Raw genomic sequence first — 26455 nt, 5'->3', positions numbered from 1 at the left:
CAGGCACTGCTAGGCTGGTGTCCTTCGTGCCGCGGCACCGCTTTGAGCTCCTATGGTTTCCGACGTCCTGGCAGTTCCGCCATCGGCTGCGCTCGCACTGCGCCACGCCACCCAGGATGCCCATCGCCTGGTCGAAGCAGTGCCGCTGATGCAGGCGTTAGCGCAGGGGCGGGTCGATTCGGCCGCCTATGTGCAGATCCTGCGCCGCCACCATGCCTTGCTGAGCGGCTTCGAAGCGCAACTCGGCAACTGGCTGGCCACCCTGGTCGGCAACGGCTGGCATTACCGCCGTCGGGTGCCGGCACTGCGCGATGACCTGCGCGCGCTCGGCCAGCAACCGGATCTGCCGGCCGCACTGCCCGCCACTGCCGACGATGCCGCGCGCTGGGGCATGTTGTACGTCATCGAAGGCTCGCAGCTCGGTGGACGGGTGATCGCACGCAGCGTGCGCAAGCAGCAGCCCGCGCTGGCCGGCGCCCTGCGCTATTTCGAGATGGCCGACGACGACCCGGCCGGCTGGCGCCGCTTCCAGGCAGCGCTGGACCGACGCCTGGCCACCCCATCCGCACGCGACGCCGCCATCGACGGCGCGCAGGCCATGTTCGCCCACTTCCATACCTGCCTCGCAGCGGAGCCACAGCCGTGAATCAGTCCACCGAACCTCTGGATATGGATGTCTGCGCGCGGGAACCGATCCATATTCCCGGCCTGATCCAGCCTTACGGCGTGTTGCTGGTGATCGAACCGGCCGATGGCCGCATCGTGCAGGCCAGCAGCACCGCCGCCGATCTGATCGGCGTGCCGATGGATGCCCTGCTGGGCATGCCGTACACCCAGGTGCTGGAACTGCCCGATGCGCAACCATTTGCAGTAGACGATCAACCGCAGCACCTGCTGCACGCCGATGTGCGCTTCCCGCAGCGCAGCGCGCCGACCGATCATCCCTGGGTGGCCGCCTGGCATCTGTATCCGGAGCAATGGCTGATTGAAATCGAGCCGCGCGACGCGCGCCTGATGGATGTCACCCTGCGCGAAGCGCTGCCGCTGTTGCGCAGCATCGAGCGCGATGCCGGCATCGACGAAGCGGCGGTGCGCGCGGCCAAGGGCCTGCGCAGCATGATCGGCTTCGACCGGGTGATGGTCTATCGCTTCGACGAAGAGTGGAATGGCGACGTCATCGCCGAAGCGCGCCAGCCCGAACTGGAAGCCTATCTGGGCCTGCATTACCCGGCCAGCGACATCCCGGCGCAGGCACGCGCGCTGTACCTGCGCAACCGCGTGCGCCAGATCGCCGATGTGCGGTACCAGCCGTCGCCGATCCAGCCCACCTTGCATCCGCGCCTGGGCACCCCGGTGGATCTGAGCGATGTCAGCCTGCGCAGCGTCTCGCCGGTGCACTTGGAATACCTGGCCAACATGGGCGTCAGCGCCACCCTGGTGTCCTCGATCGTGGTCAACGATGCGCTCTGGGGGCTGATTTCCTGTCACCACTACAGCCCGCACTTCACCAGCCATGCCATGCGCGATGCCACCGATGCGGTGACCCGCGCGCTGGCCGGGCGCATCGGCGCGCTGCAGGCGGTGGGGCGGGCGCGGCTGGAGTCGGTGCTGCTCACCATCCGCGAAAAGCTGATCACCGACTTCAACGACGCCGAGCACCTGACCGTGGACATGCTCGCCGACATGGCCCCGGACCTGATGGACGTGGTCGACGCCGATGGCGTGGCAATCTTCCACGGCAACGAAATCAGCCGTCATGGCAGCGTGCCGGATGCAGAGGCGTTGCGCCGCATCCGCGACCACATCGAATCCGAGCATCACGACGCCCTGCGCGAGGATGCGGTCGGTGCCCTGCATGTGGACGCCATCGGCGAGGTGTTCCCCGAGCTGGCCGACCTCGCTCCGCTGGCTGCCGGCTTCATCTTCGTGCCGCTGATGCCGCAATCGCGTAGCGCCCTGTTGTGGACCCGCCGCGAGCAGGTGCAGCAGGTCAAATGGGCCGGCAACCCGCAGCTGGCCAAGCTGCAGGACATCCCCAATTCGCGGCTGTCGCCACGCAAGAGTTTCGATCTGTGGCAGCAGACCGTGCGCGGCCGCGCACGGCGCTGGTCGCCGCTGCATCTGGAATCGGCGCGCAGCCTGCGTGTGCTGATCGAACTGATGGAACGCAAGCGCTTCCAGCAGGATTTCACTCTGCTCGAAGCCTCGCTGTCGCGGCTGCGCGACGGGGTGGCCATCATCGAACGCGGTGCCAACGCCGCTGCGCACCGGCTGATGTTCGTCAACCCGGCGTTCGCCGAACTCAGCCAGACCGAAGTGGCCGAGTTGATCGGTTGCGACATCCTCGCTTTGCTGGCCGACGATGCCGCACGTGGCAAGGTCGAACTGTTCGAAGAGGCGCTACGCCTGGGTCGCGCCGCCTATGTCACCTTGCCGCTGCGCACCCGCGATGGTGCACCGGTGTATCGCCAGTTCCATCTCGAACCCTTGCCCAGCCCCAGCGGCGTCACTGCGCACTGGCTGCTGCAGTTGCGCGACCCGGAGTAAGAGCGCTGCGATCACCGGCAGGCGGCCAGCGCATGCGTCTGCCGCACTTGGTGCTCCATCAGCGGGCACGCACGCTAAGGCGCTGGCTTCGTCCGCAATGCCAGCAACGTGATCGTTCCGGCCACCAGGCCCCAGAACGCCGCGCCGATCCCGACCAGCGTCAGCCCGGAGGCGGTGACCAGAAAGGTGATCAACGCCGCTTCGCGTTCGCTGTCCTCGCGCAATGCCGCCGCCAGGCTATTGCCGATGGTGCCTAGCAGCGCGATCCCGGCAATGGCCATCACCAATTCACGCGGGAAGGCCGCAAACACCGCTGCCACGGTCGCACCGAACAACCCGACCAGCAGGTAGAACACGCCTGCACTGACCGCAGCGGTGTAGCGCCGCGCCGGATCTTCATGCGCTTCGCGACCCATGCAGATCGCCGCCGTAATCGCCGCCAGATTCAACGCAAAGCCACCGAACGGCGCCAGCACCGCATTGACCGCACCGATCCAGCCGACCGTCGGTGAGATCGGCACCGCATAGCCGGACGCCCGGATCACCGCCACGCCCGGCACGTTCTGCGAGGCCATGGTCACCACGAACAACGGAATCGCCAGGCCGAACAGCGCCGCCCACGATAGCGACGGCACTACCAGCACCGGGTGGGCCAGTTGCAACTGCACCGCCTCCAACCGCAGCAGCCCGCCGCTGGCAGCGATCGCAATACCCACCAACAAGGTCGCAATCACCGCATAGCGCGCGAACCAGCGCCGCCCGCCCAGGTAGGTCGCCAACATCGCCAGCGCCAGCAACAGCTGGCTCTGCATCGCCACAAAGATGTCCAGGCCGAAGCGCAACAACACGCCGGCCAGCATCCCGGAGGCAAGCGAGACCGGAATCCGCCGGATCGCGCGTTCGAACAATCCCGAAAACCCGGCCACCATCCCCAACACCGCGGCCACCACAAACGCACCGACCGCCTCGCCCAACGGCACCCCGGCTGCACTGCCGATCAGCATCGCCGCGCCCGGCGTGGACCAGGCCGTGACCACCGGCACGCGGTAGCGCAGCGACAAGCCGATACACGTCACGCCCATGCCGATGCCCAGTGCCCACATCCACGATGCAATTTGCGCCTGGTCGGCGCCCAGATGGCGCGCGGCCTCGAATACGATCACCGCAGAGCTGGCGAACCCCACCAGCACGGTGACAAACCCGGCGGCAATCGCGGGCAGGGATAGATCGCGAAGCAGATAGCGGGAAGCGGGCATGAGGGCGCTCTCTGTCTGGTACATGCATTTTCATCGAGCCATCCCGCGATCGAGACCGCACCGTTACGCCTCCGGGTGTCGATCAATGAGCCTGCAGCCTGCATGCGTGCGGGACGTGGTGAGAGTGCGCAATCGCGTGCCGTATCCGCGTCGATACAGGTCGATGTCATGCCAGCGTCAAAAAGTGCTTGCACTTCTGCGTGGTCTCGATAAACTGCGCGGCCTCGCTCAAGACGGCGGCGCTTCTCGAAGCAGCGCAACAACGAACGAGGCGAATCGGAGACATCACAAGGTGTTGACGAAACGAAAAAGCCGGCTATGATGGGCGGCTCGCTACACGGAAAGACGCTACGGCGGATTGAGGTGCAGCGGCGGCAACTTCCTCTTCACGAGGGGTTGACGAGGATGAAAAGCCTGCTAATATGGCCGGCTCGCTTCGCAGAAAACCTTCGGCTTCAAACGAAGCAGCGTCAACCGCCTCCAAATGAGGTGTTGACGGCAAGAAAAAGTCCGCTATAATGGGCGGCTCGCTTCGACGGAAACGGCGAAGCTGACGGGAACGGCGCTGAGGCCACTTCCCCATGTTCTTTGACAGTGTGCGCAGGTAATTTGTGCGGACGCCTGCAGGAAGGATGATTGTCCATCTTGCAGACGTTTAATCAAGCAACATATTAATTGCTTTGCAAGCGATAAGTTGCCAGTGGTTGGACTTCTGCAGCTAAAGTATTTGCCTTCGGGCATGTAATTTTAAGTGAAGAGTTTGATCCTGGCTCAGAGTGAACGCTGGCGGCAGGCCTAACACATGCAAGTCGAACGGCAGCACAGTAAGAGCTTGCTCTTATGGGTGGCGAGTGGCGGACGGGTGAGGAATACATCGGAATCTACTCTTTCGTGGGGGATAACGTAGGGAAACTTACGCTAATACCGCATACGACCTACGGGTGAAAGCGGAGGACCTTCGGGCTTCGCGCGGTTGAATGAGCCGATGTCGGATTAGCTAGTTGGCGGGGTAAAGGCCCACCAAGGCGACGATCCGTAGCTGGTCTGAGAGGATGATCAGCCACACTGGAACTGAGACACGGTCCAGACTCCTACGGGAGGCAGCAGTGGGGAATATTGGACAATGGGCGCAAGCCTGATCCAGCCATGCCGCGTGGGTGAAGAAGGCCTTCGGGTTGTAAAGCCCTTTTGTTGGGAAAGAAAAGCAGTCGGTTAATACCCGATTGTTCTGACGGTACCCAAAGAATAAGCACCGGCTAACTTCGTGCCAGCAGCCGCGGTAATACGAAGGGTGCAAGCGTTACTCGGAATTACTGGGCGTAAAGCGTGCGTAGGTGGTGGTTTAAGTCTGTTGTGAAAGCCCTGGGCTCAACCTGGGAATTGCAGTGGATACTGGATCACTAGAGTGTGGTAGAGGGTAGCGGAATTCCCGGTGTAGCAGTGAAATGCGTAGAGATCGGGAGGAACATCCGTGGCGAAGGCGGCTACCTGGACCAACACTGACACTGAGGCACGAAAGCGTGGGGAGCAAACAGGATTAGATACCCTGGTAGTCCACGCCCTAAACGATGCGAACTGGATGTTGGGTGCAATTTGGCACGCAGTATCGAAGCTAACGCGTTAAGTTCGCCGCCTGGGGAGTACGGTCGCAAGACTGAAACTCAAAGGAATTGACGGGGGCCCGCACAAGCGGTGGAGTATGTGGTTTAATTCGATGCAACGCGAAGAACCTTACCTGGTCTTGACATCCACGGAACTTTCCAGAGATGGATTGGTGCCTTCGGGAACCGTGAGACAGGTGCTGCATGGCTGTCGTCAGCTCGTGTCGTGAGATGTTGGGTTAAGTCCCGCAACGAGCGCAACCCTTGTCCTTAGTTGCCAGCACGTAATGGTGGGAACTCTAAGGAGACCGCCGGTGACAAACCGGAGGAAGGTGGGGATGACGTCAAGTCATCATGGCCCTTACGACCAGGGCTACACACGTACTACAATGGTAGGGACAGAGGGCTGCAAACCCGCGAGGGCAAGCCAATCCCAGAAACCCTATCTCAGTCCGGATTGGAGTCTGCAACTCGACTCCATGAAGTCGGAATCGCTAGTAATCGCAGATCAGCATTGCTGCGGTGAATACGTTCCCGGGCCTTGTACACACCGCCCGTCACACCATGGGAGTTTGTTGCACCAGAAGCAGGTAGCTTAACCTTCGGGAGGGCGCTTGCCACGGTGTGGCCGATGACTGGGGTGAAGTCGTAACAAGGTAGCCGTATCGGAAGGTGCGGCTGGATCACCTCCTTTTGAGCATGACGTCATCGTCCTGTCGGGCGTCCTCACAAATTACCTGCATTCAGAGATGCGTATCGGCACAGGCCGATATGCGAAAGTCCCATCATGGGGCCTTAGCTCAGCTGGGAGAGCACCTGCTTTGCAAGCAGGGGGTCGTCGGTTCGATCCCGACAGGCTCCACCATTTGAGTGAAACGACTTTGGGTCTGTAGCTCAGGTGGTTAGAGCGCACCCCTGATAAGGGTGAGGTCGGTGGTTCGAGTCCTCCCAGACCCACCACTCTGAATGTAGTGCACACTTAAGAATTTATATGGCTCAGCGTTGAGGCTGAGACATGTTCTTTTATAACTTGTGACGTAGCGAGCGTTTGAGATATCTATCTAAACGTGTCGTTGAGGCTAAGGCGGGGACTTCGAGTCCCTAAATAATTGAGTCGTATGTTCGCGTTGGTGGCTTTGTACCCCACACAACACGGCATATGACCCTGAGGCAACTTGGGGTTATATGGTCAAGCGAATAAGCGCACACGGTGGATGCCTAGGCGGTCAGAGGCGATGAAGGACGTGGTAGCCTGCGAAAAGTGTCGGGGAGCTGGCAACAAGCTTTGATCCGGCAATATCCGAATGGGGAAACCCACTGCTTCGGCAGTATCCTGCAGTGAATTCATAGCTGCTGGAAGCGAACCCGGTGAACTGAAATATCTAAGTAACCGGAGGAAAAGAAATCAACCGAGATTCCCTAAGTAGTGACGAGCGAACGGGGAGCAGCCCTTAAGCTGGAATGGCTTTAGAAAAACAATCTGGAAAGATTGGCCATAGAAGGTGATAGCCCTGTATTTAAAAGGGCCACTCCAGTGAAGACGAGTAGGGCGGGGCACGTGAAACCCTGTCTGAATATGGGGGGACCATCCTCCAAGGCTAAATACTCCTGACCGACCGATAGTGAACCAGTACCGTGAGGGAAAGGCGAAAAGAACCCCGGAGAGGGGAGTGAAATAGATCCTGAAACCGTGTGCGTACAAGCAGTAGGAGCTCGCAAGAGTGACTGCGTACCTTTTGTATAATGGGTCAGCGACTTACTGTTCGTGGCAAGCTTAACCGTATAGGGGAGGCGAAGGGAAACCGAGTCTGATAAGGGCGCATAGTCGCGGGCAGTAGACCCGAAACCGGGTGATCTAGTCATGGCCAGGGTGAAGGTGCCGTAACAGGTACTGGAGGCCCGAACCCACGTCTGTTGCAAAAGACGGGGATGAGCTGTGATTAGGAGTGAAAAGCTAATCGAACCCGGAGATAGCTGGTTCTCCTCGAAAGCTATTTAGGTAGCGCCTCATATGTATCCTCTCGGGGGTAGAGCACTGTTATGGCTAGGGGGTCATCGCGACTTACCAAACCATTGCAAACTCCGAATACCGAGACGGACTGTATGGGAGACACACGGCGGGTGCTAACGTCCGTCGTGAAAAGGGAAACAACCCAGACCCACAGCTAAGGTCCCAAATTCACTGCTAAGTGGAAAACGATGTGGAAAGGCATAGACAGCCAGGAGGTTGGCTTAGAAGCAGCCACCCTTTAAAGAAAGCGTAATAGCTCACTGGTCGAGTCGGTCTGCGCGGAAGATTTAACGGGGCTAAGCAGTGAACCGAAGCTTGGGGTGCATAAAACTTGTTTTATGCGCGGTAGAGGAGCGTTCCGTAAGCCTGCGAAGGTGGATTGAGAAGTCTGCTGGAGGTATCGGAAGTGCGAATGCTGACATGAGTAACGATAATGCGGGTGAAAAGCCCGCACGCCGAAAGCCCAAGGTTTCCTTGCGCAACGTTAATCGACGCAGGGTTAGTCGGTCCCTAAGGCGAGGGCGAAAGCCGTAGTCGATGGGAAGCAGGTTAATATTCCTGCACCTCGCGTGAGTGCGATGGAGGGACGGAGAAGGTTAGGTGTACCGGGCGTTGGTTGTCCCGGGGAAAGGCGGTAGGTTTGGATCTTTGGCAAATCCGGGATCCTTTAAGACCGAGCACCGAGACGAGCCTTTATGGCGAAGTCACTGATACCACGCTTCCAGGAAAAGCTCCTAAGCTTCAGCTCACGAAGACCGTACCGTAAACCGACACAGGTGGGTAGGATGAGAATTCTCAGGCGCTTGAGAGAACTCGGGTGAAGGAACTAGGCAACATGGCACCGTAACTTCGGGAGAAGGTGCACCCTTTTTGGTGGCTCGTGCGAGCTATAGCTGAAGAGGGTCGCAGAAACCAGGCCGCTGCGACTGTTTATCAAAAACACAGCACTCTGCAAACACGAAAGTGGACGTATAGGGTGTGACGCCTGCCCGGTGCTGGAAGGTTAATTGATGGGGTCAGCCGCAAGGCGAAGCTCTTGATCGAAGCCCCAGTAAACGGCGGCCGTAACTATAACGGTCCTAAGGTAGCGAAATTCCTTGTCGGGTAAGTTCCGACCTGCACGAATGGCGTAACGACAGCGGCGCTGTCTCCACCCGAGACTCAGTGAAATTGAAATCGCTGTGAAGATGCAGCGTTCCCGTGGCAAGACGGAAAGACCCCGTGAACCTTTACTATAGCTTTACACTGAACGTTGAGTTCGTCTGTGTAGGATAGGTGGGAGGCTATGAAACTGTGGCGCTAGCTGCAGTGGAGCCATCCTTGAAATACCACCCTGTCGTGCTTGACGTTCTAACCTAGGTCCGTTATCCGGATCAGGGACCGTGTATGGTGGGTAGTTTGACTGGGGCGGTCTCCTCCTAAAGAGTAACGGAGGAGCACGAAGGTACGCTCAGCGCGGTCGGACATCGCGCACTGTGTGCAAAGGCATAAGCGTGCTTGACTGCAAGATCGACGGATCAAGCAGGTACGAAAGTAGGTCTTAGTGATCCGGTGGTTCTGTATGGAAGGGCCATCGCTCAACGGATAAAAGGTACTCCGGGGATAACAGGCTGATACCGCCCAAGAGTTCATATCGACGGCGGTGTTTGGCACCTCGATGTCGGCTCATCACATCCTGGGGCTGTAGTCGGTCCCAAGGGTATGGCTGTTCGCCATTTAAAGTGGTACGCGAGCTGGGTTCAGAACGTCGTGAGACAGTTCGGTCCCTATCTGCCATGGGCGTTGGAAGTTTGAGAGGGGCTGCTCCTAGTACGAGAGGACCGGAGTGGACGAACCTCTGGTGTTCCGGTTGTCACGCCAGTGGCATTGCCGGGTAGCTATGTTCGGAAGCGATAACCGCTGAAAGCATCTAAGCGGGAAGCGCGCCTCAAGATGAGACTTCCCGGGGCACAAGCCCCCTAAAGGAACCATGTAGACTACGTGGTTGATAGGTCAGGTGTGTAAGTACAGCAATGTATTGAGCTAACTGATACTAATGATCCGTGCGGCTTGACCATATAACCTCAAGTTGCCTTGGTCCCAACGAACGTTGGTAGATCATCAAATGCAAGCTACGTCACAAGTTAACTCTGCGAGACTGGGCGCCTTAATCCGTTTCTTGGATGGCGACGCTCCAACCGTCTCCCTGGTGAAATTAGCGCTGTGGAACCACCCGATCCCATCCCGAACTCGGAAGTGAAACGCAGCTGCGCCGATGGTAGTGTGGCTCAAGCCATGCGAGAGTAGGTCATCGCCAGGGGCTTTACCCCGAAACCCTCAGTCCAAACGGACTGAGGGTTTCTTTTTTGCGCGAGCGCTGCATAGCGCCGCGCGCAAACGCGCCTCGCATCCCCCACGCGTTACCACGCAAGGCGCTGGCGCATCTGCGCCGCTTGCCGACCGGCACCGATGTCATGCCGTACGTACAGTACCGCCGGGGCCGGTAGCCCGTCAGGACGCTGGCACCAAGCCTCGCCACACACGCCACGCGCCCATCTCTTGGAGAAAAGGGCGCGATCCATCTGTTGGCCAAAAACCTGCCTGGCCAATGCCAGATGCACGGGTGCGGTAGTGGCTGAAGCCGATAACAGACATCGCCCATGACAGCCTCGCTCGGCCGACGTCCTAGTGCGCATATCCTCGATACAAAGAACGGCCTGGAGCGGGTCGATCACGGCATCAGTGATGGGCCCCACATCCTTGGTGAGACAAGACGCAAGGAGGACGTTTCACATATCCAGTCCCAGAAACTGGATCGCCAACGCAGGGCTCAGCATTACATCGCTGCGCCATTGATCGGCTCCACGCGGTGCAGTCGAAGAACGCGTAGATGCGAGCCAGAAACGCAAGGGCCGCCGCTGCGAAAGATCAGCAGGTCACGTCGAAACGAATCGTGATCCGATATCTTCAGTTCACGGTATGACGTGGAAGTAGCGCTTCTATCAGGCGGGCAAGGCAGGGATAGACCAGCGATGGCACGCCGGCAGCGTCGCATTGATTGCATTTGAGTGTTTCGACCCCATTAGCTGCCTTGCCGGTATGTGACCGGCGCTTGTTGGATGCGCTGATGCCCGAGTTGCCCGAGGTCGAAACGACGTTGCGTGGCCTGTCGCCGCATCTGGTTGGGCAGCGGATCCATGGCGTGATCCTGCGTCGGCCCGATTTGCGCTGGCCGATTCCCGAGCAGATCGAGCGCTTGCTCCCCGGCGCTACCATTACCAACGTGCGCCGACGCGCGAAATATCTGTTGATCGATACAGATGCGGGCGGCAGCGCGCTGTTGCATCTGGGGATGTCCGGAAGTCTGCGGGTGCTGCCAGGCGATACCCTGCCGCGGGCGCATGACCATGTGGATATCAGTCTGCAGAACGGGCGCGTGCTGCGCTTCAACGATCCGCGTCGCTTTGGCTGCCTGCTGTGGCAATCCGGCACACAAACCCATGAGTTGCTCGCTGCGCTTGGTCCAGAACCATTATCGGACGCATTTACTGGCGATTATCTCCACGCACTGGCACAAGGGCGGCGTGCCGCCGTCAAAACCTTTTTGATGGATCAGGCCGTGGTTGTCGGGGTTGGAAATATCTACGCTGCCGAAAGCCTGCATCGGGCGGGAATCAGTCCGCTGCGCGAGGCGGGAAAAGTGTCGCTGGCGCGGTATCGGCGTCTGGCTGACGCAGTGAAAGACATCCTGGCGTATGCCATTCAACGCGGCGGGACTACCTTGCGCGACTTCATCAGCCCGGATGGTGCGCCTGGCTATTTCGAGCAGGAACTCTCTGTGTACGGGCGCGAAGGCGAGGCCTGCAAGCAGTGCGGGCGGGTGCTGAAGCACGCGACGATTGGTCAACGCGCCACGGTGTGGTGCGGGAGCTGTCAGCGATAAGCGCGATATCGCGCCGACGCGGTGTTTGAGCACTGGCACTCGCGGTGTTTGAGCACTGGCACTCGCGCGATCGTGTCACCATCGTTGCCGCGCAAGTCACAACAAAGCGACTCCGATCAACTCTCCATATGGCTCGACTGCGGGCGTGCTACACGCGTCTGCTCTGCGCAATGCTGTGACGGTCGACGCGGCTCTCTTGGGCACCGTAGTTTTCGGCATGCACTGGCTGGTTGCGGCGCATGCGGTCGGGCCGCCCGAGACTACTGAATCGATCGCTATACCGCACCTTTAAAGCGGCCAGCTAGCTGCAGGAATCGTCGCGATCGTTACGCTCGCTCTGGATACCGGCATCGGGCGTGCGCTCCAACCTGCATGCATGTCCGGGCGCAGGTGCCGACCGCACGGAAACCCTCTTCTGCTCGAGTCCGTCGAGAGTGCTCAGCGCCCAACGTGGCCAGTTCTCCAGGCAAGCATAGTGCGACATCGCACCTTAGCTGCAGCGGAGGTACAGCAAGCAGCCGCGAGCAGCGGTGTCCTGGTGTCCAGGTAGGCGGCGGGCCACAATCGTGAAGTCCTCATGTGGAAGCGCTGTATGTCCAGCTCGCGACAGCTTGTCATTCCTCTGATCCTTATCGGTGCATGTGCGCTGGTAGCCATGCCGTCGACCGGCGCGATGACGCCCTCTTCGAGCGCGGCAGCTGCCGTAGAGCGTCTCCAGTTGAAGACCAACGCGATAGAGCTGAGCGTCACGCCGGCATTTGGCGGGCGCGTGCTGTCGTTCCATCTGCGCGGCCAGCCCAACGTGTTGAAGGTCGGTGCGGCAGTGGAGCAACAGCCTGCGCCCGAGGTGTCGGTCACTGCGGGGGATATTCCCTATTTCGGCCATGATGTGTGGGTCGGGCCGCAGAGTCAGTGGTGGTTGCACCAGCAGCTCAACCACGAGCGTCAGGCGGCGGCCGCGGTGTGGCCGCCGGATCCGTATCTGTCCCTGGCGCAGACGCGCGTCAACGTGCGTCGTCATGACGTGGTGGAATTTGAAGGGGTGCCCAGCCCGCTGACCGGGGTGCAATTGCGCAAGCAGATCAAACGTTCTGCAGTGCGTGCGGATACCGTCGACATCCAGGCCAGCGCACGTAATATCCGCGCGCAGCCAATTGCCTGGGATCTTTGGTTCAATACGCGGGTTGCGGCAACGACGCGGGTGTTTGTGCCCGTTGCCGCTGCTGCGGATATCCGGCTGCAGCCGCCGCGCGAGCCCGGCACGATTGCGCCGCGCTATCAGCATGAGCGCGGCCTGCTCGCGCTGCGCGCCGATACGCGTCCAGACCAATTGATCCAGCGCGGCAAGCTATTGCTGCAGCCGTCGGCAGGATGGATGGCCGGGTTCGCAGGCGGGCAGGTCTTGGTGATTCGCTTCGCGCATCAACCGCTGTCGGCGATCCATCCCGAGCAAGGCCAGGTGGAGTTGTATCTGGATGCGCCACCCCGGCATCCGGAACAGGGATTGCTGGAAATGGAGGTGCACGCGCCGTATCGGCAGCTTGCGCCAGGTGCGCAAATGCAGGCACAGGAGCAGTGGACGCTGCTGCGCTATACCGGGCCGGATGAGGAACAGGCGCAGCGGCGGTTCCTTTGCAGCCACGCCAACGCGCTGGCGCTGGCCAATGCGTGCGATGCGTCGCCTGCGCCTCGCTGAGATGCGCATTCACGTCGATGCCGGGCTGTGGCTATGATGTCGCCCATTCCCTGACCAGATCGATGCGCATGCAACGACGCCACTTCCTGAAGAATGCTGCTGCCGCATTGGCCGCGCTCGGTTTGCCGACGTTGCCGCAGTGGGCGCTGGCGGCCAAGGCCGTTGGCCTGCGTCGACTCGGGCAACCGCAACCCTTCGACTACGCCTGGTTGAAAGGGCAGGCGCGCGCGCTGGCGAAGGCGCCTTACAAAAGTCACAAGCAGGTATTGCCGGGGCCGCTTGAGGCGCTGAACTGGGATCAGTATCAGTCCATCCGCTACCGCCAGGACCACGCGTTGTGGGCCGATGGCAACGGCAAATTCCAGGCCAAGTTCTTCCACCTGGGACTGTATTTCCATACCCCGGTGCACATTTACGACATCGTCGATGGCAAGGCACAGCAACTGGCCTACGACCCGGCGGCATTCGATTACGGCCGCAGCGGGCTGGGCGGCAAGCAATTGCCAAAGGATCTGGGCTTTGCCGGTTTCCGGCTCAACACACGCAAGGACACCGAACGCGACTTCTCGGCATTCCTGGGTGCAAGCTATTTCCGTGCGGTCGGCAAGGAAGGCCAGTATGGGCAGTCGGCACGCGGGCTGGCCATCGATACCGGTACCGGCGGGCCGGAAGAGTTTCCGGATTTCATCGCCTATTACCTGGAGCAGCCGGCCGACGATTCGGACACGGTGGTGGTGTACGGCTTGCTGGATTCGCCCAGCGTTGCCGGCGCGTACCGCTTCGCCATCACCAATGGCGATGTGCTGCTGATGGATATCGACAGCGCGCTGTACCCACGCAAGGCGATCGAGCGGCTGGGTATCGGCCCGTGCACCAGCATGTACCAGGTCGGCGAAAACGATAACCGGATGGACTGGGATTGGCGTCCGGAAATTCACGACACCGATGGCCTGGCGATGTGGACCGGCGGCGGCGAATGGATCTGGCGCCCGTTATGCAACCCGCCGCATCTGCGTTTCAACATGTTCGTCGACGAGAACCCGCGTGGGTTCGGGCTGCTGCAGCGCGACCGCAACTTCGACCATTACCAGGACGATGGCGTGTTTTACGAAAAGCGCCCGTGCCTGTGGGTGGAACCCAAGAGTGGTTGGGGCAAGGGCTCGGTGCAGCTGGTCGAGATTCCGACCGTGGACGAGACCTTCGACAACATCGTGGCGTTCTGGAACCCGCAAGCCAAGCCGCAGCCGGGGCAGGAACTGCTGATGGGCTACCGGCTGTACTGGGGCGCGCAGCCGCCGGCCAGCTCGCCGTTGGCGCATTGCGTGGCGACCCGAACCGGCCTCGGCGGCATCGTCGGGCAAAAACGCAGCCATTTCTCCTGGCGCTTCGCGGTGGATTTTGCCGGTGGCGAACTGGCCGCGCTGGCAAAGGACGCAAAGGCCAAGGTGGAGGCGGTGTTGCAGGTGTCGCGCGGCACCACTGAAATCGTGTCGGCGCGCCCGCTGCACGAGCTCAAGGGCTATCGGGCGATGTTCGACCTGGTGCCGCCGGACGAGGGCACCCAGCAGATCGATATCCGCCTGTATCTGCGCGCCAATGGCAAGCCGCTCACCGAAACCTGGCTGTACCAGTGGACGCCGCCGCCGCCGAGCGAGCGCAAGATTTACTGAGAAGCGCCGGGCGGGGCGGCCGGCGACGCTTGTTGCGGGCATCGCGGGGCCAGCGCGGTCGCATGCGGCAATGCGGCGCCAGGGGACGCGTGGCCAGCTGCGGCATGCAGCATGCGGTTGGAGCGCCATCTGTTGTCGGACGTGTTTGCGGGACGATCGTCGCTGCGTAAAGCACTCAGGCCGGCGCCGAGGTGCCGACCAGGTGAAGTCGTCCGCGCGGACGTGTGCAGGCCAGCTCCACGCGGAAGCAGGTGCCGTCCTTGCCGCTGATGATGCGTAATTCGCCTTGATGGGCCTTTGCGATCTGCGCTGCCATATGCAGGCCCAGATCGACATCCGGTAGCGCACGTCCGCCGGTATGCACATGGGTGGAAGCGTGCAGCACATCCAGCCGCCGTGGATCGATCCCATCCAGATTGCAGACTTCGATGCGTAGCCGGCCATGTTCGGTGACCGCGACCGCCTTGATCAGCGAACTTTGCGGCCCTTGCACGACGGCGTTGATCATCAGGCTGCCGAACATCTGCGCCAGCCGAATCGCATCGCCGTGCACCGGCTCGTCGATGGCCACATGCGTGGACAGCACCTGGTTGGGGTAGGCGGCGCGGGTTTCGTCCACGACCTGGGAGAGTGCATCGACCAAGTCGCTCCCGTCGCCATAGTCCAGCTGCAACCAATCGAGTTCGATGCCGCGAGCGAAATCGCAGGCGAAATCGATCAGTTCTTCCATGCGCCGCAGGCTACGCTGCAGCGAGCGGATGGAGCTGCCGTAGCGATGGTCGAGTTGGTCGATGGACAGCATATCCACCACCGCATGCATGGACTGCAATGGGTTGCGCAGGTCGTGCCCGAGAATGCCGATGAATTCTTCGCGCAAGCGCGCCGAGGCGCCAACACGGCCCAGTTCGCTGCGGGCGCGTCGCGATTCCAGCGCGCTTTCTTCGGCGCGTTGCTCGGCCTGGATCTGTGCGGCCAGCAACTGTGCGAGCAGTTCGACCTTTTCCACCAGCGGTGCGTCCATGACGCGCGGCTGCGGATCCAGCGCGCACAAGGTGCCGAACACGCTGCCATCGTCGAACCTGATCGGCACCGAGACGTAGCTTTCGAAGCCGTAGAGCCGCGGCGAGGGATGATCGCGGTAGATCGGGTCATCCGATGCATGCCCGAACCACACCGCATTGCCTTTCACCCGTACGCTGTCGCAAAACGTGGTGGCCAGCGGAAGTTCGTCGCCCGGACGCAGGCCAAAGGACAGTGCATCGTGCACCTGGCAGGTGATCCAGCGCGCGTCGGTGACGCGGGCGACGGCGGCAAATCCCATCCCGGTCAGGCGGGTGAGCACGCTCAACACGTCGGCGACCGAGGAGAGCCGGCCGACACGCGCGATATCGGCGCGCAATGCGGGAGGCAGTGGATCCATGAGTGCCTCCAAAGAGTGGACGCTTGCCAGTTTACAGGACCGCGGTTGCGCCCGGTTGCGTGGTGCGCCGCTGTCTCACAGGCGCCACGATACGCCTGTCTGATGGCGCTCGCGACGCCGGCGTGACCGCATGCCCGCACGGGTTTAGCAGCGCATGCAAAGCGTATAGAGCGTGGCCGGCGGTCGCGGCTGGCTGTCGACGAACGCGGTGCCGCACCGTGTGCTGATGTGTGGTTGTAGCCGCTGGCGCCAGTGCGGCGGTGAGCGTTTGGTGTTGGCGAACGACCAACGGCGATGTGCAAACCCCTGCTTCCAGCGCGATATCGCAGCGCAAACGAGGATGCGCGCACACGCTGCTCCGGGGCAGTGCTGTCCTGGATGCACCACGGCAGCGCGGATGGCCGCGGGTGCGGTACCAGGCCCCGGCGCTAGGCGACGGGCAGCGGCAAGGCGATCTGCAGCGGATCGATGCGGCCTTCGCCACGCATGATCTTCTTGAACTCGGCCCGGCTGACCGACACATAGCGCTCGTTGCCGCCGATTTCCACCTGCGGACCGTCCTGCACCGCGTGCCCGTGTGCATCCACGCGGACGGTCATGGTGGCCTTGCTGCCGCTGTGGCAGATGGTCTTGATTTCTTCCAGCTCGTCGGCCCAGGCCAGCAGGAACTGGCTGCCCTCGAACAACTCGCCACGAAAATCGGTACGCAAGCCGTAACACAGCACCGGAATCCGCAGCCGGTCGACCACCTCGCTCAACTGCCAGACCTGCGCGCGGCTGAGGAATTGCGCTTCGTCCACCAGCACGCAGTGCAACGCGCCGTCGTTGTGGATGTCGCGTTCGACCAGCTGCTGCAACTCGGTGTCGCGCTCGAAGATACGCCCGTCCGCGCGCAGGCCGATCCGCGAGGCGACCACGCCGCTGCCGGCGCGGTGGTCGAGCTTGGGCGTGAGGATCAGCGTGCGCATGCCGCGCTCGCGGTAGTTGTGCGCCGATTGCAGCAAGGTGGTGGTCTTGCCGGCATTCATCGCCGAATAGTAGAAATAGAGCTTGGCCATCGGGCGATTTTACCGGGCCAGGCAGCAGGATGCGGCGCCTGTGTGTGCTGCGCTGGCGCGGTCGGGCGGGGTCGACGCCTGCCGTCGAGCGTGTGGGAGCAGCCTCCGGTTGTGGGCAGGGCTAGCCGCACTGGAGACATGAATCCATCGCGTCGGCCAGCCGTGGGCAGCCCCGGTACAATGGCGCGCTCTGTCGGAAGCCTCTATGTACGGTCTCAATCCCCCGCAAAGCGCCGCCGTGCTGCACTGCGAAGGTCCCCTGTTGGTGCTGGCCGGCGCCGGCAGCGGCAAGACGCGCGTGATCGTGGAAAAGATCGCGCATCTGATCGCCATCGGCCGCTATCCGGCCAAGCGGATCGCCGCGATCACCTTCACCAACAAATCCGCCAAGGAAATGCGCGAGCGTGTGGCCAAGCGCATTCGCGGCGACGGTGCCGAGGGCCTGACGATCTGCACCTTCCACGCACTGGGCCTGAAGTTTCTGCAGATCGAGCACGCCGCCGCCGGTTTGAAGCGCGGCTTTTCGATCTTCGATTCGGACGATGCCGCCGCGCAGATCAAGGACCTGATGCATGGCGCCAAGCCCGATGCGATCGAAGATGCCAAGAACCTGATCTCGCGCGCCAAGAATGCCGGCCTGTCGCCGGAGCAGGCGATGGCGGCCGCACGCAGCACCCGCGAAAAGGAAGCGGCCAGCTTGTACGAGCGCTACCAGGCGCGGCTGACCACTTTCAACGCAGTGGACTTCGACGACCTGATCCGTCTGCCGGTGCAGATCCTGGAAGCCAACGAAGACATCGTGATGGGCTGGCGCGAGCGCATCGGCTACCTGCTGGTGGACGAGTGCCAGGACACCAACGATGCGCAGTACCGGCTGCTGAAGATGCTGGCCGGGCCGCGCGGCAACTTCACCTGCGTGGGCGACGACGACCAGAGCATCTATGCCTGGCGCGGCGCCAATCCGGAAAACCTGCAGCAGATGGCGCGCGATTATCCGGCGCTGGAAATCATCAAGCTGGAACAGAACTACCGCTGCTCCAATCGTGTGCTGCGTGCGGCCAACGCGTTGATCGCGCACAACCCGCATGAGCATTTGAAGACCTTGTGGAGCGACCAGGCCGACGGCGAGCGCATCCGCGTGTGGGAATGCCGCGACAGCGAGCACGAAGCCGAAAAGGTCGCCGCGGAGATCTCGTTCCTGGGTACCGCCAAGCAGGTGCCGTGGAGCGACTTCTGCATTCTGTTCCGTGGCAATTTTCAATCGCGGCCGCTGGAAAAAGCGCTGCAGCTGTTGCGCGTGCCGTATCACCTCACCGGTGGTACCGCGTTTCTGGAGCGGCAGGAGGTCAAGGACTTGCTGTCGTGGTTGCGGTTGATCGTCAACCCGGATGACGACGCGGCGTTCTTGCGTGCCGTGCAGTCGCCCAAGCGCGAAGTCGGTGCGACCTCGCTGGCGCGTCTTGCCGAACTTGCCAGCGCCAAGTCGGTACCGATGTCGCGCGCAGCCGAGTCGATGGGCGCCTTGCAGCATTTACCGCCGCGCGCGGCCAACGGTTTGAGTGCGTTTACCGACATCCTGCGCGACATGCGCGAGCACTCGTCCAGCATGCCGGCCGGCGAGCTGGTGCGCCTGCTGGCCGACAAGTCCGGTTTGCTCAACGACTTGCGCAATCAATCGAAAGACGAGACCGGCTTCCAGCGGCGCAAGCGCAATCTGGACGAGCTGGCCGAGTGGTTCGAAGGTGGTCCGCGCGGTGCAAGCGCCAGCGATCTGGCTGCGCAGTTGGCGTTGCTGTCGCGCAACGACAAGGACGATGGCGGCAACCAGGTGCGCATGATGACCATGCATGCGTCCAAGGGACTGGAATTCCGCTATGTCTTCATCGTCGGCTGCGAGGACGGCGTGCTGCCGCACGAAGTGAGCCTGGAAGAAGGCAATCTGCAGGAAGAGCGCCGCCTGCTGTACGTGGGAATCACCCGCGCCAAGGAGCAGCTGTGGATGAGTCACAGCAAGCTGACGCGCAAGTTCGGCGAGCATGTGCGACTGAAGCCGAGCCGGTTTTTCGATGAGATTCCGGCCGAAGAACTGCAGCGCGATGGTGCCGACCCGGTGGCCGACGCCGAGCGCAAGAAGGAACGCGCCAGTGCGGGATTGGCCGCGATCCAGGCATTGTTCGACTGAGTTCTCCTGAGCCGCGCGGGCAGCTTTGGGCCACATGAGGTGAGTCTGGCAGGCAAGGCGGCGCTGGGCGCCTGCCGGATGCACTGCGGGTGAGTGCGTGGCACACATCGGTTGCCAGGCGTGCCTGACGCTGAGCCTCCCGGGCCGGCTGCCCTGCGCGGCACGCGTGCGCAAGGATGGAGCGCATCGTGAACGTCTCGGCCGTGATGCGCTGGCGGTCAGGCGTGCATCGATGCGCAGTCTTGCCGCTCGACGTGCGTACTACGCGCTGCAGCACGCGACCTGCAACAGACGTGGAACAGCCTGGCATGCAGGCCCGGCATGATCGCCCGCGCCGTCGCTGGCACGGCCCAAGGCTGGAGCGTTGCTGGCCAGCCAGGCGAGCCGGCAACGCGCCGGTGGCGCACGCCAGTTGCACCACCCAACCGGAGTGATATCGCCAACCGTGCGGGTACTGCAGCGTGGCCATGCATGCGGTCGTCAGACTTGTCAGTGCCACTGCCGCACGGCAGTCTGAGGTTCCCGCCAACGGAGTGCGCCGTGACCGTCATCCTCGAAACCGCACGCGTGCGCTTGCGTCTGCTCGATCCCGAGCGCGATGCCGAGGCAATGCTGGCGCTGGTCAACGATCCTGCGTTCATCGCCGGCATCAACGACCGCGGTATCCGCACCCGCGAGCAGGCGCGCGAGCATGTGCGCGAATGGGCGCAGGCGCATCAGCAACGACACGGCTTCGCGCACTGGGCGCTGGAAACGCGCGAGGCAGGCACCTTCATGGGCACCTTGGGCCTGTTGTGCCGCGAGACCTTGCCGGTGCCGCATATCGGTTTTGCGCTGTTGCCCGCGTATCGCGGCAAGGGCTATGTGACCGAAGCCGGGCGCGCGGTGCTGGAGCATGCACGCCAGGTACTGGGATTGACGCAGGTGTGCGCGATCGTCTCGCCAGGCAATGCGGAGTCGATCCGCGCGCTGGAAGCACTGGGGCTGCGCTATGAGAGCCTGCGGGTGCTGAGTCCCGGCACCGAGGCCGTGGCGTACTACACGATCGACCTCGGCCCTGGTGGCGTGGACAGCTGAGCAGCGCTGCGTCACCCTGCCGGCTGTTTTCCACCGCACAGGGAGGCCTGCATGGCACTGTTGGTCAACGCCTATTCCACGCTACGCACGCCCCTGTGGCCGGACTTCCTGCCGCAGACTGCCGTGCAGCATCGCGACCACGCCGACCCGGAACTGGCCGCGCATCTGCACGGCTTTGTCGGCTATGTGAATCAGGCCGGCGATGGCCAGATGACCCAAGCGCGCTATCACCTGATGCGGCATGTGCAGCGGGTGCGGCAGCACTTCAGCTTCGAGGTGGACGATGCGGACGTCGGCGCGCTGGCGCAGTGGGCCGAGCACGCCAATGCGGTGTGTTTCCTGGCCGATGGCAGCGTGCGCGACCCGCAGGGGCGGGTGCTGATCAGCCAGGGCGAGCCGGCCATCGACGACGATGCGCAGGTACCGTATCCGCCCGATGCGTTGCAGCGGCGCGCGCAGCAACTTTCCGTGCTGGCCGCGCAAGGCATCCGCGTGCCGCCCAGCCTGCCGCCGGTGCCCGGCGAGGCCGAAGCGCGCGTGCGCGATGCGGCAGTCGTCAGTCGACGCATGCTGGCGTTGTTTGCGGTGGCGCTGCGTGCAGAGATCCTGGCCGCTGGCGATACGCCGCCGTCGCTGGCCGAGGTGGAGACGCGTCTTCCCGGCGTGGCAGATGCGCTGTCGCCGCAGGAGCGCGCCTTCTTCGCCCAGCCAGCGCCGGATGCGCAGGCGCTGGCAAACTTCGGCTGGCGTTACGAAAGCCTGGCCGTGCTGCAATGGGCCTTGGGGCTGGCCGACACGCTGCCGGAACCCAACGCGCTGTGCGATGTGCCCCTGGTTGCACAGCGCGCGCTGGACAACGCACAAGCTGCCGAGCGCCCGACGCTGGCGCGACGCCCGCTCGCCGAGCTGCTGGACACGCTGGACCGCCACCTGCGCCTGCACTGGGCGGTCCGCCAGGCCGGCCAATCCGGTCAGACGGTCCCCGCCGGCATCGTGCCGGGCGTGGTGTATGAGCGGCATTACGCGCTCAATTGGCTACTGCACTTCGAAGATGCCGAGTGGGACGAGGTGGACACGCCGACCTGAAGCTGGCGTGCCCCGACCCCGACCCCGGCGTTCGTGCGCGGGCAGCGCTTGCACCGACGCGGCAGGACTGGCCGGTGCATCCATCCAACACGCGCACACACTGACATCGTGCGGCCGGGCGACAAGACCGTGCGGGTCTTGCAGGCGATGCCGCATGCCTCTGCGTGCCGTGGTGCGTATCGAGCGATCCTGCAACTGCTGGGTCACCCAAGGCAGCTGACGTCGATGCTGCAGCACACCTGCCGCGCTGCCGCTACGGCCGTCGGTGGGTGCCGCGCACAGATCAGGCGCCAGCTGCGTCCAGCCGCGCCTGTACCGCGGCAAGCGCCTCCTGCAGTTCGACGACCGTTGCTTCCAGTGCCTGCATCCGCGCGTCCAGGTCGCTGCTGTCGCTGCCACTGCGCGCGCTCGGTGCCGCACGCGTGGCAGCGGCCTGCAGCGCCTCCACATCCAGCTCGCCGCTGAGCAGATGCATGTAACGGTCTTCGCGCTGACCGCTGGCGCGCGGCAGTTGTGCGGCCAGGCCGCGCTGGATCAGCCGCTCCAGGTGATGGCGCACGTCGTCGGCATCGTTGAAGCGCGCCAGGCGCTCGCTACGTGCGTACAGCTCGCCCAGCGTCTGCGGGCCGCGCAACAGCAGCAGGCCGATCAGTGCGACTTGCTGGCGGGTCAGATCCAGCACGCTGCCCAGGCGGTGCTCGTAACGCTCGGCACGCGAAGAAAACTGCTGGCGCACCAGGCCCAGGGTTTCCAGCTGGCGCAGCGCGTGGTGCACCACGCCAGTCTGCAGATTCAGCACCGGCTCGCGCGCGGTTTTCTGGTTGGCGGCCACCTGCGCAGCGTTGACGGTGAGCGGGTACGCGTCCGGCGTGGTGGCCTCCTTTTCGATCAGGCATCCCAGCACGCGGGCCTGGGCGGTATCGAGGACGGGCGGGGGCGAGGTCTCTGTCATGGATGACTCCGGAGGGCGATCAGCGCACAAGGATATGCCGATCCGCTGCCGGCATTCTTCCGCTGCGACGCGATGCAAGGTGGCCGACGCCATCGACGGTGTCGCGCATGTCAGCGTCGTGCGCCGGCAACGGGCGTGGGCATCCAGGAACGGGCACGGCACATATTCGCCATCGTGTGGAAGACCGATGCAGCCACGCGGTTGGACGACCGGTATTGCGGCGACCGTCATCCGTGCGCCCCTGTCATTTCGATGGCGGCGCCATCGGCCAGCGCGAGCGGTACGGCGCGAACCGGCTAAAATCGCACGCTTTATTGTCGACCCTGTCCCGGTGGATGCCATGCGCCCCTCGCTTTACGCTCCGTTGTCCTTCATCGCCTGCACCGCGCTGGCCCTGGGCGCCTGCAAGCCCGCCGACACGCAGCCAGCCCCGCACGCGCAGGAAGCCACCGCAACTGCCAATGCCGACGCCAGCGCTGCGGCCAGCAAGGCCGCAACGTCGTCCACCACTGCACCGGCCGGCGACGACAACCTCAACGCAGTGCTGTGGATGCAGCGCTCGGAGGAATACCGTGCCGTGGCCGAGCAGACCTATCGCGCTGCGGCCGACAAACTGGACGCGGCACTCAAGCAACCCAACTGGGACGCGCTGGTGCCGGAGGAACGCGGCAATGCCGCCACCGGCCTGAAGCCGGCGGTGGTGCTGGATGTGGACGAGACCGTGCTGGACAATTCGCCCTACCAGGCGCGGCTGCTGCGCGATGGCAAGGAATACGACGAGCTGAGCTGGGACCAGTGGGTGGCCGAGAAGAAGGCCACTGCCATTCCCGGCGTGGTGGATTTCGCCAAGGCCGCCAATGCCCGCGGCATCACCCTGATCTACATTTCCAACCGCGCGGTGCACCTGAAGGACGCCACCTTGGCCAATCTGCGCAGCGTGGGCCTGCCGGTGGCCGATGACAGCGTATTTCTCGGCCTGGGCACGGTGGTGCCCGGCTGCGAGCAGAACGGCAGCGAAAAGAACTGCCGCCGCCAGCTGGCCGGACAGAAGTACCGCGTGCTGATGCAGTTCGGCGACCAGCTGGGCGACTTCGTGCAGGTCACCGCCAATACCGGCCAGGCGCGTGGCGCCTTGCTGCAGCAGTACCACGACTGGTTCGGCGAACGCTGGTGGATGCTGCCCAACCCCAGCTACGGCGGCTGGGAGCCGGCGCAGTTCAACAACGACTACGCGCAACCCTGGCAAAAGCGCCACGACGCCAAGCGCGCTGCGCTGGAGGTGGCCCGATGAGCCGCGCGCCCTTGCCGCTGGCCGCGCATGAGCGGCTGATCTTCGCGCTGGATGTGCCCGGCCACGATGAAGCGATCGCCTGGGTGGACCGGCTCGGCGATTCGGTGTCGTTCTACAAGATCGGCATGGAGCTGCTGGCATCGGGCGAGTACTTCCGCGTGCTCGATGCGCTGGCCAAGCGCGACAAGCGCGTGTTCGTGGACCTCAAGTTCTTCGACATTCCCGCCACCGTGGCCGGCACGATTCGCCGCCTGGCGCAGTGGCCGGTGAGTTATTGCACGGTGCACGGCTGGCACGCCGGCATGCTGCAGGCCGCCGCCGAGGCCAATCACGGTGACATGCGCCTGCTGGCGGTCACGGTACTGACGTCGATGGGCCGCCCGGACCTGGCGGCAATGGGCATCGACCGTGAACCGGTGGACGTGGTGGTGGAACGCGCGCTGGCTGCGCAGGCCGCCGGGATCGATGGCGTGATCGCTTCGGGGCAGGAAGCCGGCCCGATCCGCCGCGCCACTGGCCCGGACTTTTCGATCGTCTGCCCCGGCATCCGCCCCGGCGGCCCGGTCGGCGACGACCAGCAACGCACGGTCGGCGTGGCGCAGGCCTTCACCGACGGCGCCGACGCGATCGTCGTTGGCCGCCCGATCCGCCAGGCGAGCGACCCTGCAGCCGCTGCCACCGCCATCCAGGACGAGATCCGCGCGGCACTGCCGCAGAACGGAAACTGATCGGGCCGAAGCAGCGGCCAGCTTCCAAATAAATCAATAGCTTAGGCGGCAACAATTAAAGCATTGCTTTAATGTGAAAGTCTCGTTAACATGCCAGCGTCCGATGTCAGTCGGAAGCTGTGCCACTCATTGTCCACCGGGCTTGTCCCGGTTTTCGAAGGGATCGGGCCTTGTGTCCGATCCTTTTTTTTGGCCGTCACGTTCGCGTGTCGTGGCGACCGACATCAGTGGCTGGCTGCGTGGTGGCATAGATCGCGCGTTACCCGCGGCACCAGGCGAGCATGCATCGCCTGGACGCACGCGCGAAGCGCGGCGTTAGCGCACGCTTGGATCCCTGCGTTCGTTATCGGTCATGCGCAACTGCCACCACCTTCAGCATCAGTTCCAGCCGCAGTGCAAACCAAGGCACTTACGGTAACGCAGCCGCCTTGCAATAGCGGTCGATGAATTGCTGGTGGCTTGGCATCACGTCCACGCAGTGGCTGATGGTCTGCGCCACGCTGGCCAGGAAGCCCTCGGCGTCGGTATCCGGCACCTGGTCCACCAGCGGGTGATATCCCTGCGGCAGGATGCCCTGGCCCACCAGTACCTGGACCCAGCTGATCTCGGCGAACATTTCTTCGGCATTGCGATAGAAGCGCCCGCTGTCGCGGAACAGGTCCAGCGTGGTCTGCAGCTCCGGGGTGATCGGCATGTGGCGGCAATGCCGCCAGAACGCGCTGTCGTCGCGCTCGGTGGCGTGGTAGTGCAGCAGCAGAAAGTCGCGGATGCGGTCGAACTCGAATGCAAGCCGGTCGTTGTAGCGCTGCACCAGCACCGGGCTGATGCCCTCGCGCGGAAACAGCTCCAGCAACTTGGAAATGCCGGACTGGATCAGATGGATGCTGGTCGATTCCAGTGGCTCCAGAAATCCGCTGGCCAGGCCCAGTGCGACGACATTGCGGTTCCAGCACTGCTTGCGCCGCCCGGTGGTGAAGCGCAGCGGGCGCGGGTCGGCCAGCGGCTTGCCGTCCAGATTGGCCAGCAACGTGGCGGCCGCTTCGTCGTCGCTGATGTGCGCGCTGCAGTACACATAGCCGTTGCCGGTGCGGTGCTGCAGCGGAATGCGCCATTGCCAGCCGGCTGCGCGCGCAGTGGAGCGTGTGTATGGCGTGGGCGGGCCCACCTTTTCGCAGGGCACTGCCAGCGCGCGATCGCACGGCAGCCAGTGGGTGAAGTCGTGATAGCCGGTGTGCAGCGCCTCTTCGATCAAAAGCCCACGGAAGCCGGAGCAATCGATGAACAAGTCGCCGTGCACCGTCTGTCCGGACGCCAGCTGCAGCGATTGCACATGGCCGCTTTCCGGATGCAGCTGCACCTGCTCGACCAACCCTTCGATGCGGGTCACGCCGCGCTGCTGCGAATACCGGCGCAGAAAGTGCGCGTATTGCGTGGCGTCGAAGTGGTACGCGTAGGCGATGTTGGCCAGCGGCGAGTTGGCCGGCACATCGCCGGCGGAGGTCATGAACTTGCCGCGCGCAGCCGCCACGGTATTGAGCGTGTACGCGCCCAACGGCTGCGCTCTGCCGCGTGCGTGTTGCTTGATCCAGTATTGGTGAAACGGCAATAGCCCCAGCGGGTGCCCGATCTGGGTGCCGAAGCCATGCATGTACGCGGTTCCCGGGCGTTGCCAGTCGACGAACTCGATACCGAGTTTGAAGCTGCCCTGGGTCTGGCGCACGAACTCGGCCTCATCGATGCCGAGCAGGTTGTTGAAGGCCTTGATGTGCGGCACGGTGGCTTCGCCCACCCCGACGGTGCCCAGCTGGTCGGACTCGATCAGCTGCACCTTGAAAGTGGGCCCGAGCACGCGCGCAAACGCGGCGGCCGCCATCCAGCCGGCGGTGCCGCCGCCGACAATGACGATGTTGCGAAGTGGAGCGGGAATCATGTCGATGCATTCCTGAGCAAGACAGCGG

General features: G+C 63.1%; 15 protein-coding genes, 2 tRNA genes and 3 rRNA genes. 15 read left to right on the top strand and 5 right to left on the bottom strand.

Features of this window, described 5'->3' with window-relative positions:
- Positions 1-52: 52 nt before the first annotated feature.
- The gene (locus tag ACDH77_RS20155; RefSeq protein WP_008573226.1) at positions 53-646 is read left to right on the top strand and encodes a biliverdin-producing heme oxygenase; all 594 of its coding nucleotides are present in this window, start codon (positions 53-55) and stop codon (positions 644-646) included.
- Positions 643-2547 (top strand): bacteriophytochrome BphP, encoded by a 1905-nt coding sequence (gene bphP, locus ACDH77_RS20150; protein ID WP_031425156.1) that lies wholly within the window; start codon positions 643-645, stop codon positions 2545-2547. The genes ACDH77_RS20155 and bphP overlap by 4 nt, the downstream gene beginning before the upstream one ends.
- A gap of 74 nt (positions 2548-2621) precedes the next feature.
- Here the strand turns inward: bphP and ACDH77_RS20145 are convergent, their stop codons facing one another.
- The gene (locus tag ACDH77_RS20145; RefSeq protein WP_372353631.1) at positions 2622-3803 is read right to left on the bottom strand and encodes a benzoate/H(+) symporter BenE family transporter; all 1182 of its coding nucleotides are present in this window, start codon (positions 3801-3803) and stop codon (positions 2622-2624) included.
- A gap of 748 nt (positions 3804-4551) precedes the next feature.
- Here ACDH77_RS20145 and ACDH77_RS20140 point away from each other — a divergent pair.
- The 8 genes from ACDH77_RS20140 to ACDH77_RS20105 all read left to right on the top strand — a co-directional run bounded on the left by ACDH77_RS20140 (position 4552) and on the right by ACDH77_RS20105 (position 14703).
- A 16S ribosomal RNA gene (locus ACDH77_RS20140) occupies positions 4552-6098 on the top strand.
- A 95-nt stretch (positions 6099-6193) separates the two neighbouring features.
- Positions 6194-6269, top strand: a tRNA-Ala gene (locus ACDH77_RS20135).
- A gap of 18 nt (positions 6270-6287) precedes the next feature.
- A tRNA-Ile gene (locus ACDH77_RS20130) sits at positions 6288-6364 on the top strand.
- 227 nt (positions 6365-6591) lie between these two features.
- Positions 6592-9472 (top strand): 23S ribosomal RNA (locus tag ACDH77_RS20125).
- Between the two features lie 127 nt (positions 9473-9599).
- Positions 9600-9714 (top strand): 5S ribosomal RNA (rrf, locus tag ACDH77_RS20120).
- Together the 16S, 23S and 5S rRNA genes with 2 tRNA genes alongside form the textbook arrangement of a ribosomal RNA operon.
- Positions 9715-10521: 807 nt before the next feature.
- The gene (gene mutM, locus ACDH77_RS20115; RefSeq protein WP_008571924.1) at positions 10522-11337 is read left to right on the top strand and encodes a bifunctional DNA-formamidopyrimidine glycosylase/DNA-(apurinic or apyrimidinic site) lyase; all 816 of its coding nucleotides are present in this window, start codon (positions 10522-10524) and stop codon (positions 11335-11337) included.
- A 718-nt stretch (positions 11338-12055) separates the two neighbouring features.
- Positions 12056-13033, top strand: a complete 978-nt coding sequence (locus ACDH77_RS20110) for a DUF4380 domain-containing protein (RefSeq protein WP_218489065.1) — start codon at positions 12056-12058, stop codon at positions 13031-13033.
- Positions 13034-13101: 68 nt separating this feature from the next.
- Positions 13102-14703, top strand: a complete 1602-nt coding sequence (locus ACDH77_RS20105) for a glucan biosynthesis protein (protein WP_042774141.1) — start codon at positions 13102-13104, stop codon at positions 14701-14703.
- Between the two features lie 175 nt (positions 14704-14878).
- Here the strand turns inward: ACDH77_RS20105 and ACDH77_RS20100 are convergent, their stop codons facing one another.
- The gene (locus ACDH77_RS20100) at positions 14879-16123 is read right to left on the bottom strand and encodes a GAF domain-containing protein (protein WP_218489036.1); all 1245 of its coding nucleotides are present in this window, start codon (positions 16121-16123) and stop codon (positions 14879-14881) included.
- Positions 16124-16551: 428 nt separating this feature from the next.
- Positions 16552-17181: a thymidine kinase gene (locus tag ACDH77_RS20095; RefSeq protein WP_005917020.1), complete on the bottom strand. Its 630-nt coding sequence runs from the start codon at positions 17179-17181 to the stop codon at positions 16552-16554.
- A 205-nt stretch (positions 17182-17386) separates the two neighbouring features.
- On the opposite strand from ACDH77_RS20095, the gene ACDH77_RS20090 reads away from it, so the two are divergent.
- The 3 genes from ACDH77_RS20090 to ACDH77_RS20080 all read left to right on the top strand — a co-directional run bounded on the left by ACDH77_RS20090 (position 17387) and on the right by ACDH77_RS20080 (position 21526).
- The gene (locus ACDH77_RS20090; protein ID WP_011052868.1) at positions 17387-19363 is read left to right on the top strand and encodes a UvrD-helicase domain-containing protein; all 1977 of its coding nucleotides are present in this window, start codon (positions 17387-17389) and stop codon (positions 19361-19363) included.
- Between the two features lie 540 nt (positions 19364-19903).
- The gene (locus tag ACDH77_RS20085; protein WP_029820808.1) at positions 19904-20440 is read left to right on the top strand and encodes a GNAT family N-acetyltransferase; all 537 of its coding nucleotides are present in this window, start codon (positions 19904-19906) and stop codon (positions 20438-20440) included.
- A gap of 51 nt (positions 20441-20491) precedes the next feature.
- Entirely contained in the window at positions 20492-21526 is a 1035-nt protein-coding gene (locus ACDH77_RS20080; RefSeq protein ID WP_218489038.1) for a DUF4272 domain-containing protein, read from the top strand.
- 283 nt (positions 21527-21809) lie between these two features.
- Here ACDH77_RS20080 and ACDH77_RS20075 read toward each other — a convergent pair whose 3' ends face one another.
- The gene (locus ACDH77_RS20075) at positions 21810-22478 is read right to left on the bottom strand and encodes a YceH family protein (RefSeq protein ID WP_218489039.1); all 669 of its coding nucleotides are present in this window, start codon (positions 22476-22478) and stop codon (positions 21810-21812) included.
- A gap of 331 nt (positions 22479-22809) precedes the next feature.
- On the opposite strand from ACDH77_RS20075, the gene ACDH77_RS20070 reads away from it, so the two are divergent.
- Both ACDH77_RS20070 and pyrF read left to right on the top strand, forming a co-directional pair.
- A complete protein-coding gene (locus tag ACDH77_RS20070; RefSeq protein WP_041469920.1) occupies positions 22810-23769 on the top strand; it encodes a 5'-nucleotidase, lipoprotein e(P4) family in 960 nt (319 codons plus the stop codon).
- Positions 23766-24497: an orotidine-5'-phosphate decarboxylase gene (gene pyrF, locus ACDH77_RS20065; RefSeq protein ID WP_122272105.1), complete on the top strand. Its 732-nt coding sequence runs from the start codon at positions 23766-23768 to the stop codon at positions 24495-24497. Before ACDH77_RS20070 ends, pyrF begins: the two co-directional genes overlap by 4 nt.
- Positions 24498-24906: 409 nt before the next feature.
- Here pyrF and ACDH77_RS20060 read toward each other — a convergent pair whose 3' ends face one another.
- Positions 24907-26427 carry a tryptophan halogenase family protein gene (locus tag ACDH77_RS20060; protein ID WP_127170857.1) on the bottom strand — a complete coding sequence of 507 codons (1521 nt, stop codon included), beginning with the start codon at positions 26425-26427 and terminating at the stop codon, positions 24907-24909.
- Positions 26428-26455: the final 28 nt, after the last annotated feature.

Origin of the sequence: Xanthomonas axonopodis pv. maculifoliigardeniae, from assembly GCF_041519315.1 — a bacterium.
Classification (GTDB): Bacteria; Pseudomonadota; Gammaproteobacteria; order Xanthomonadales; family Xanthomonadaceae; genus Xanthomonas; species Xanthomonas euvesicatoria.
The sequence above is the reverse complement of the archived record's forward strand: the minus strand, read 5'-3'. Positions and strand labels throughout refer to the sequence as shown.

Coding starts and splice junctions, on each gene's coding strand:
- ACDH77_RS20080 (WP_218489038.1), top strand. CDS start 20,492: ATGGCACTGTTGGTCAACGCCTATTCCACGCTACGCACGCCCCTGTGG.
- ACDH77_RS20090 (WP_011052868.1), top strand. CDS start 17,387: ATGTACGGTCTCAATCCCCCGCAAAGCGCCGCCGTGCTGCACTGCGAA.
- ACDH77_RS20095 (WP_005917020.1), bottom strand. CDS start 17,181: ATGGCCAAGCTCTATTTCTACTATTCGGCGATGAATGCCGGCAAGACC.
- mutM (WP_008571924.1), top strand. CDS start 10,522: ATGCCCGAGTTGCCCGAGGTCGAAACGACGTTGCGTGGCCTGTCGCCG.
- ACDH77_RS20100 (WP_218489036.1), bottom strand. CDS start 16,123: ATGGATCCACTGCCTCCCGCATTGCGCGCCGATATCGCGCGTGTCGGC.
- pyrF (WP_122272105.1), top strand. CDS start 23,766: ATGAGCCGCGCGCCCTTGCCGCTGGCCGCGCATGAGCGGCTGATCTTC.
- ACDH77_RS20075 (WP_218489039.1), bottom strand. CDS start 22,478: ATGACAGAGACCTCGCCCCCGCCCGTCCTCGATACCGCCCAGGCCCGC.
- ACDH77_RS20145 (WP_372353631.1), bottom strand. CDS start 3,803: ATGCCCGCTTCCCGCTATCTGCTTCGCGATCTATCCCTGCCCGCGATT.
- ACDH77_RS20105 (WP_042774141.1), top strand. CDS start 13,102: ATGCAACGACGCCACTTCCTGAAGAATGCTGCTGCCGCATTGGCCGCG.
- ACDH77_RS20155 (WP_008573226.1), top strand. CDS start 53: ATGGTTTCCGACGTCCTGGCAGTTCCGCCATCGGCTGCGCTCGCACTG.
- ACDH77_RS20060 (WP_127170857.1), bottom strand. CDS start 26,427: ATGATTCCCGCTCCACTTCGCAACATCGTCATTGTCGGCGGCGGCACC.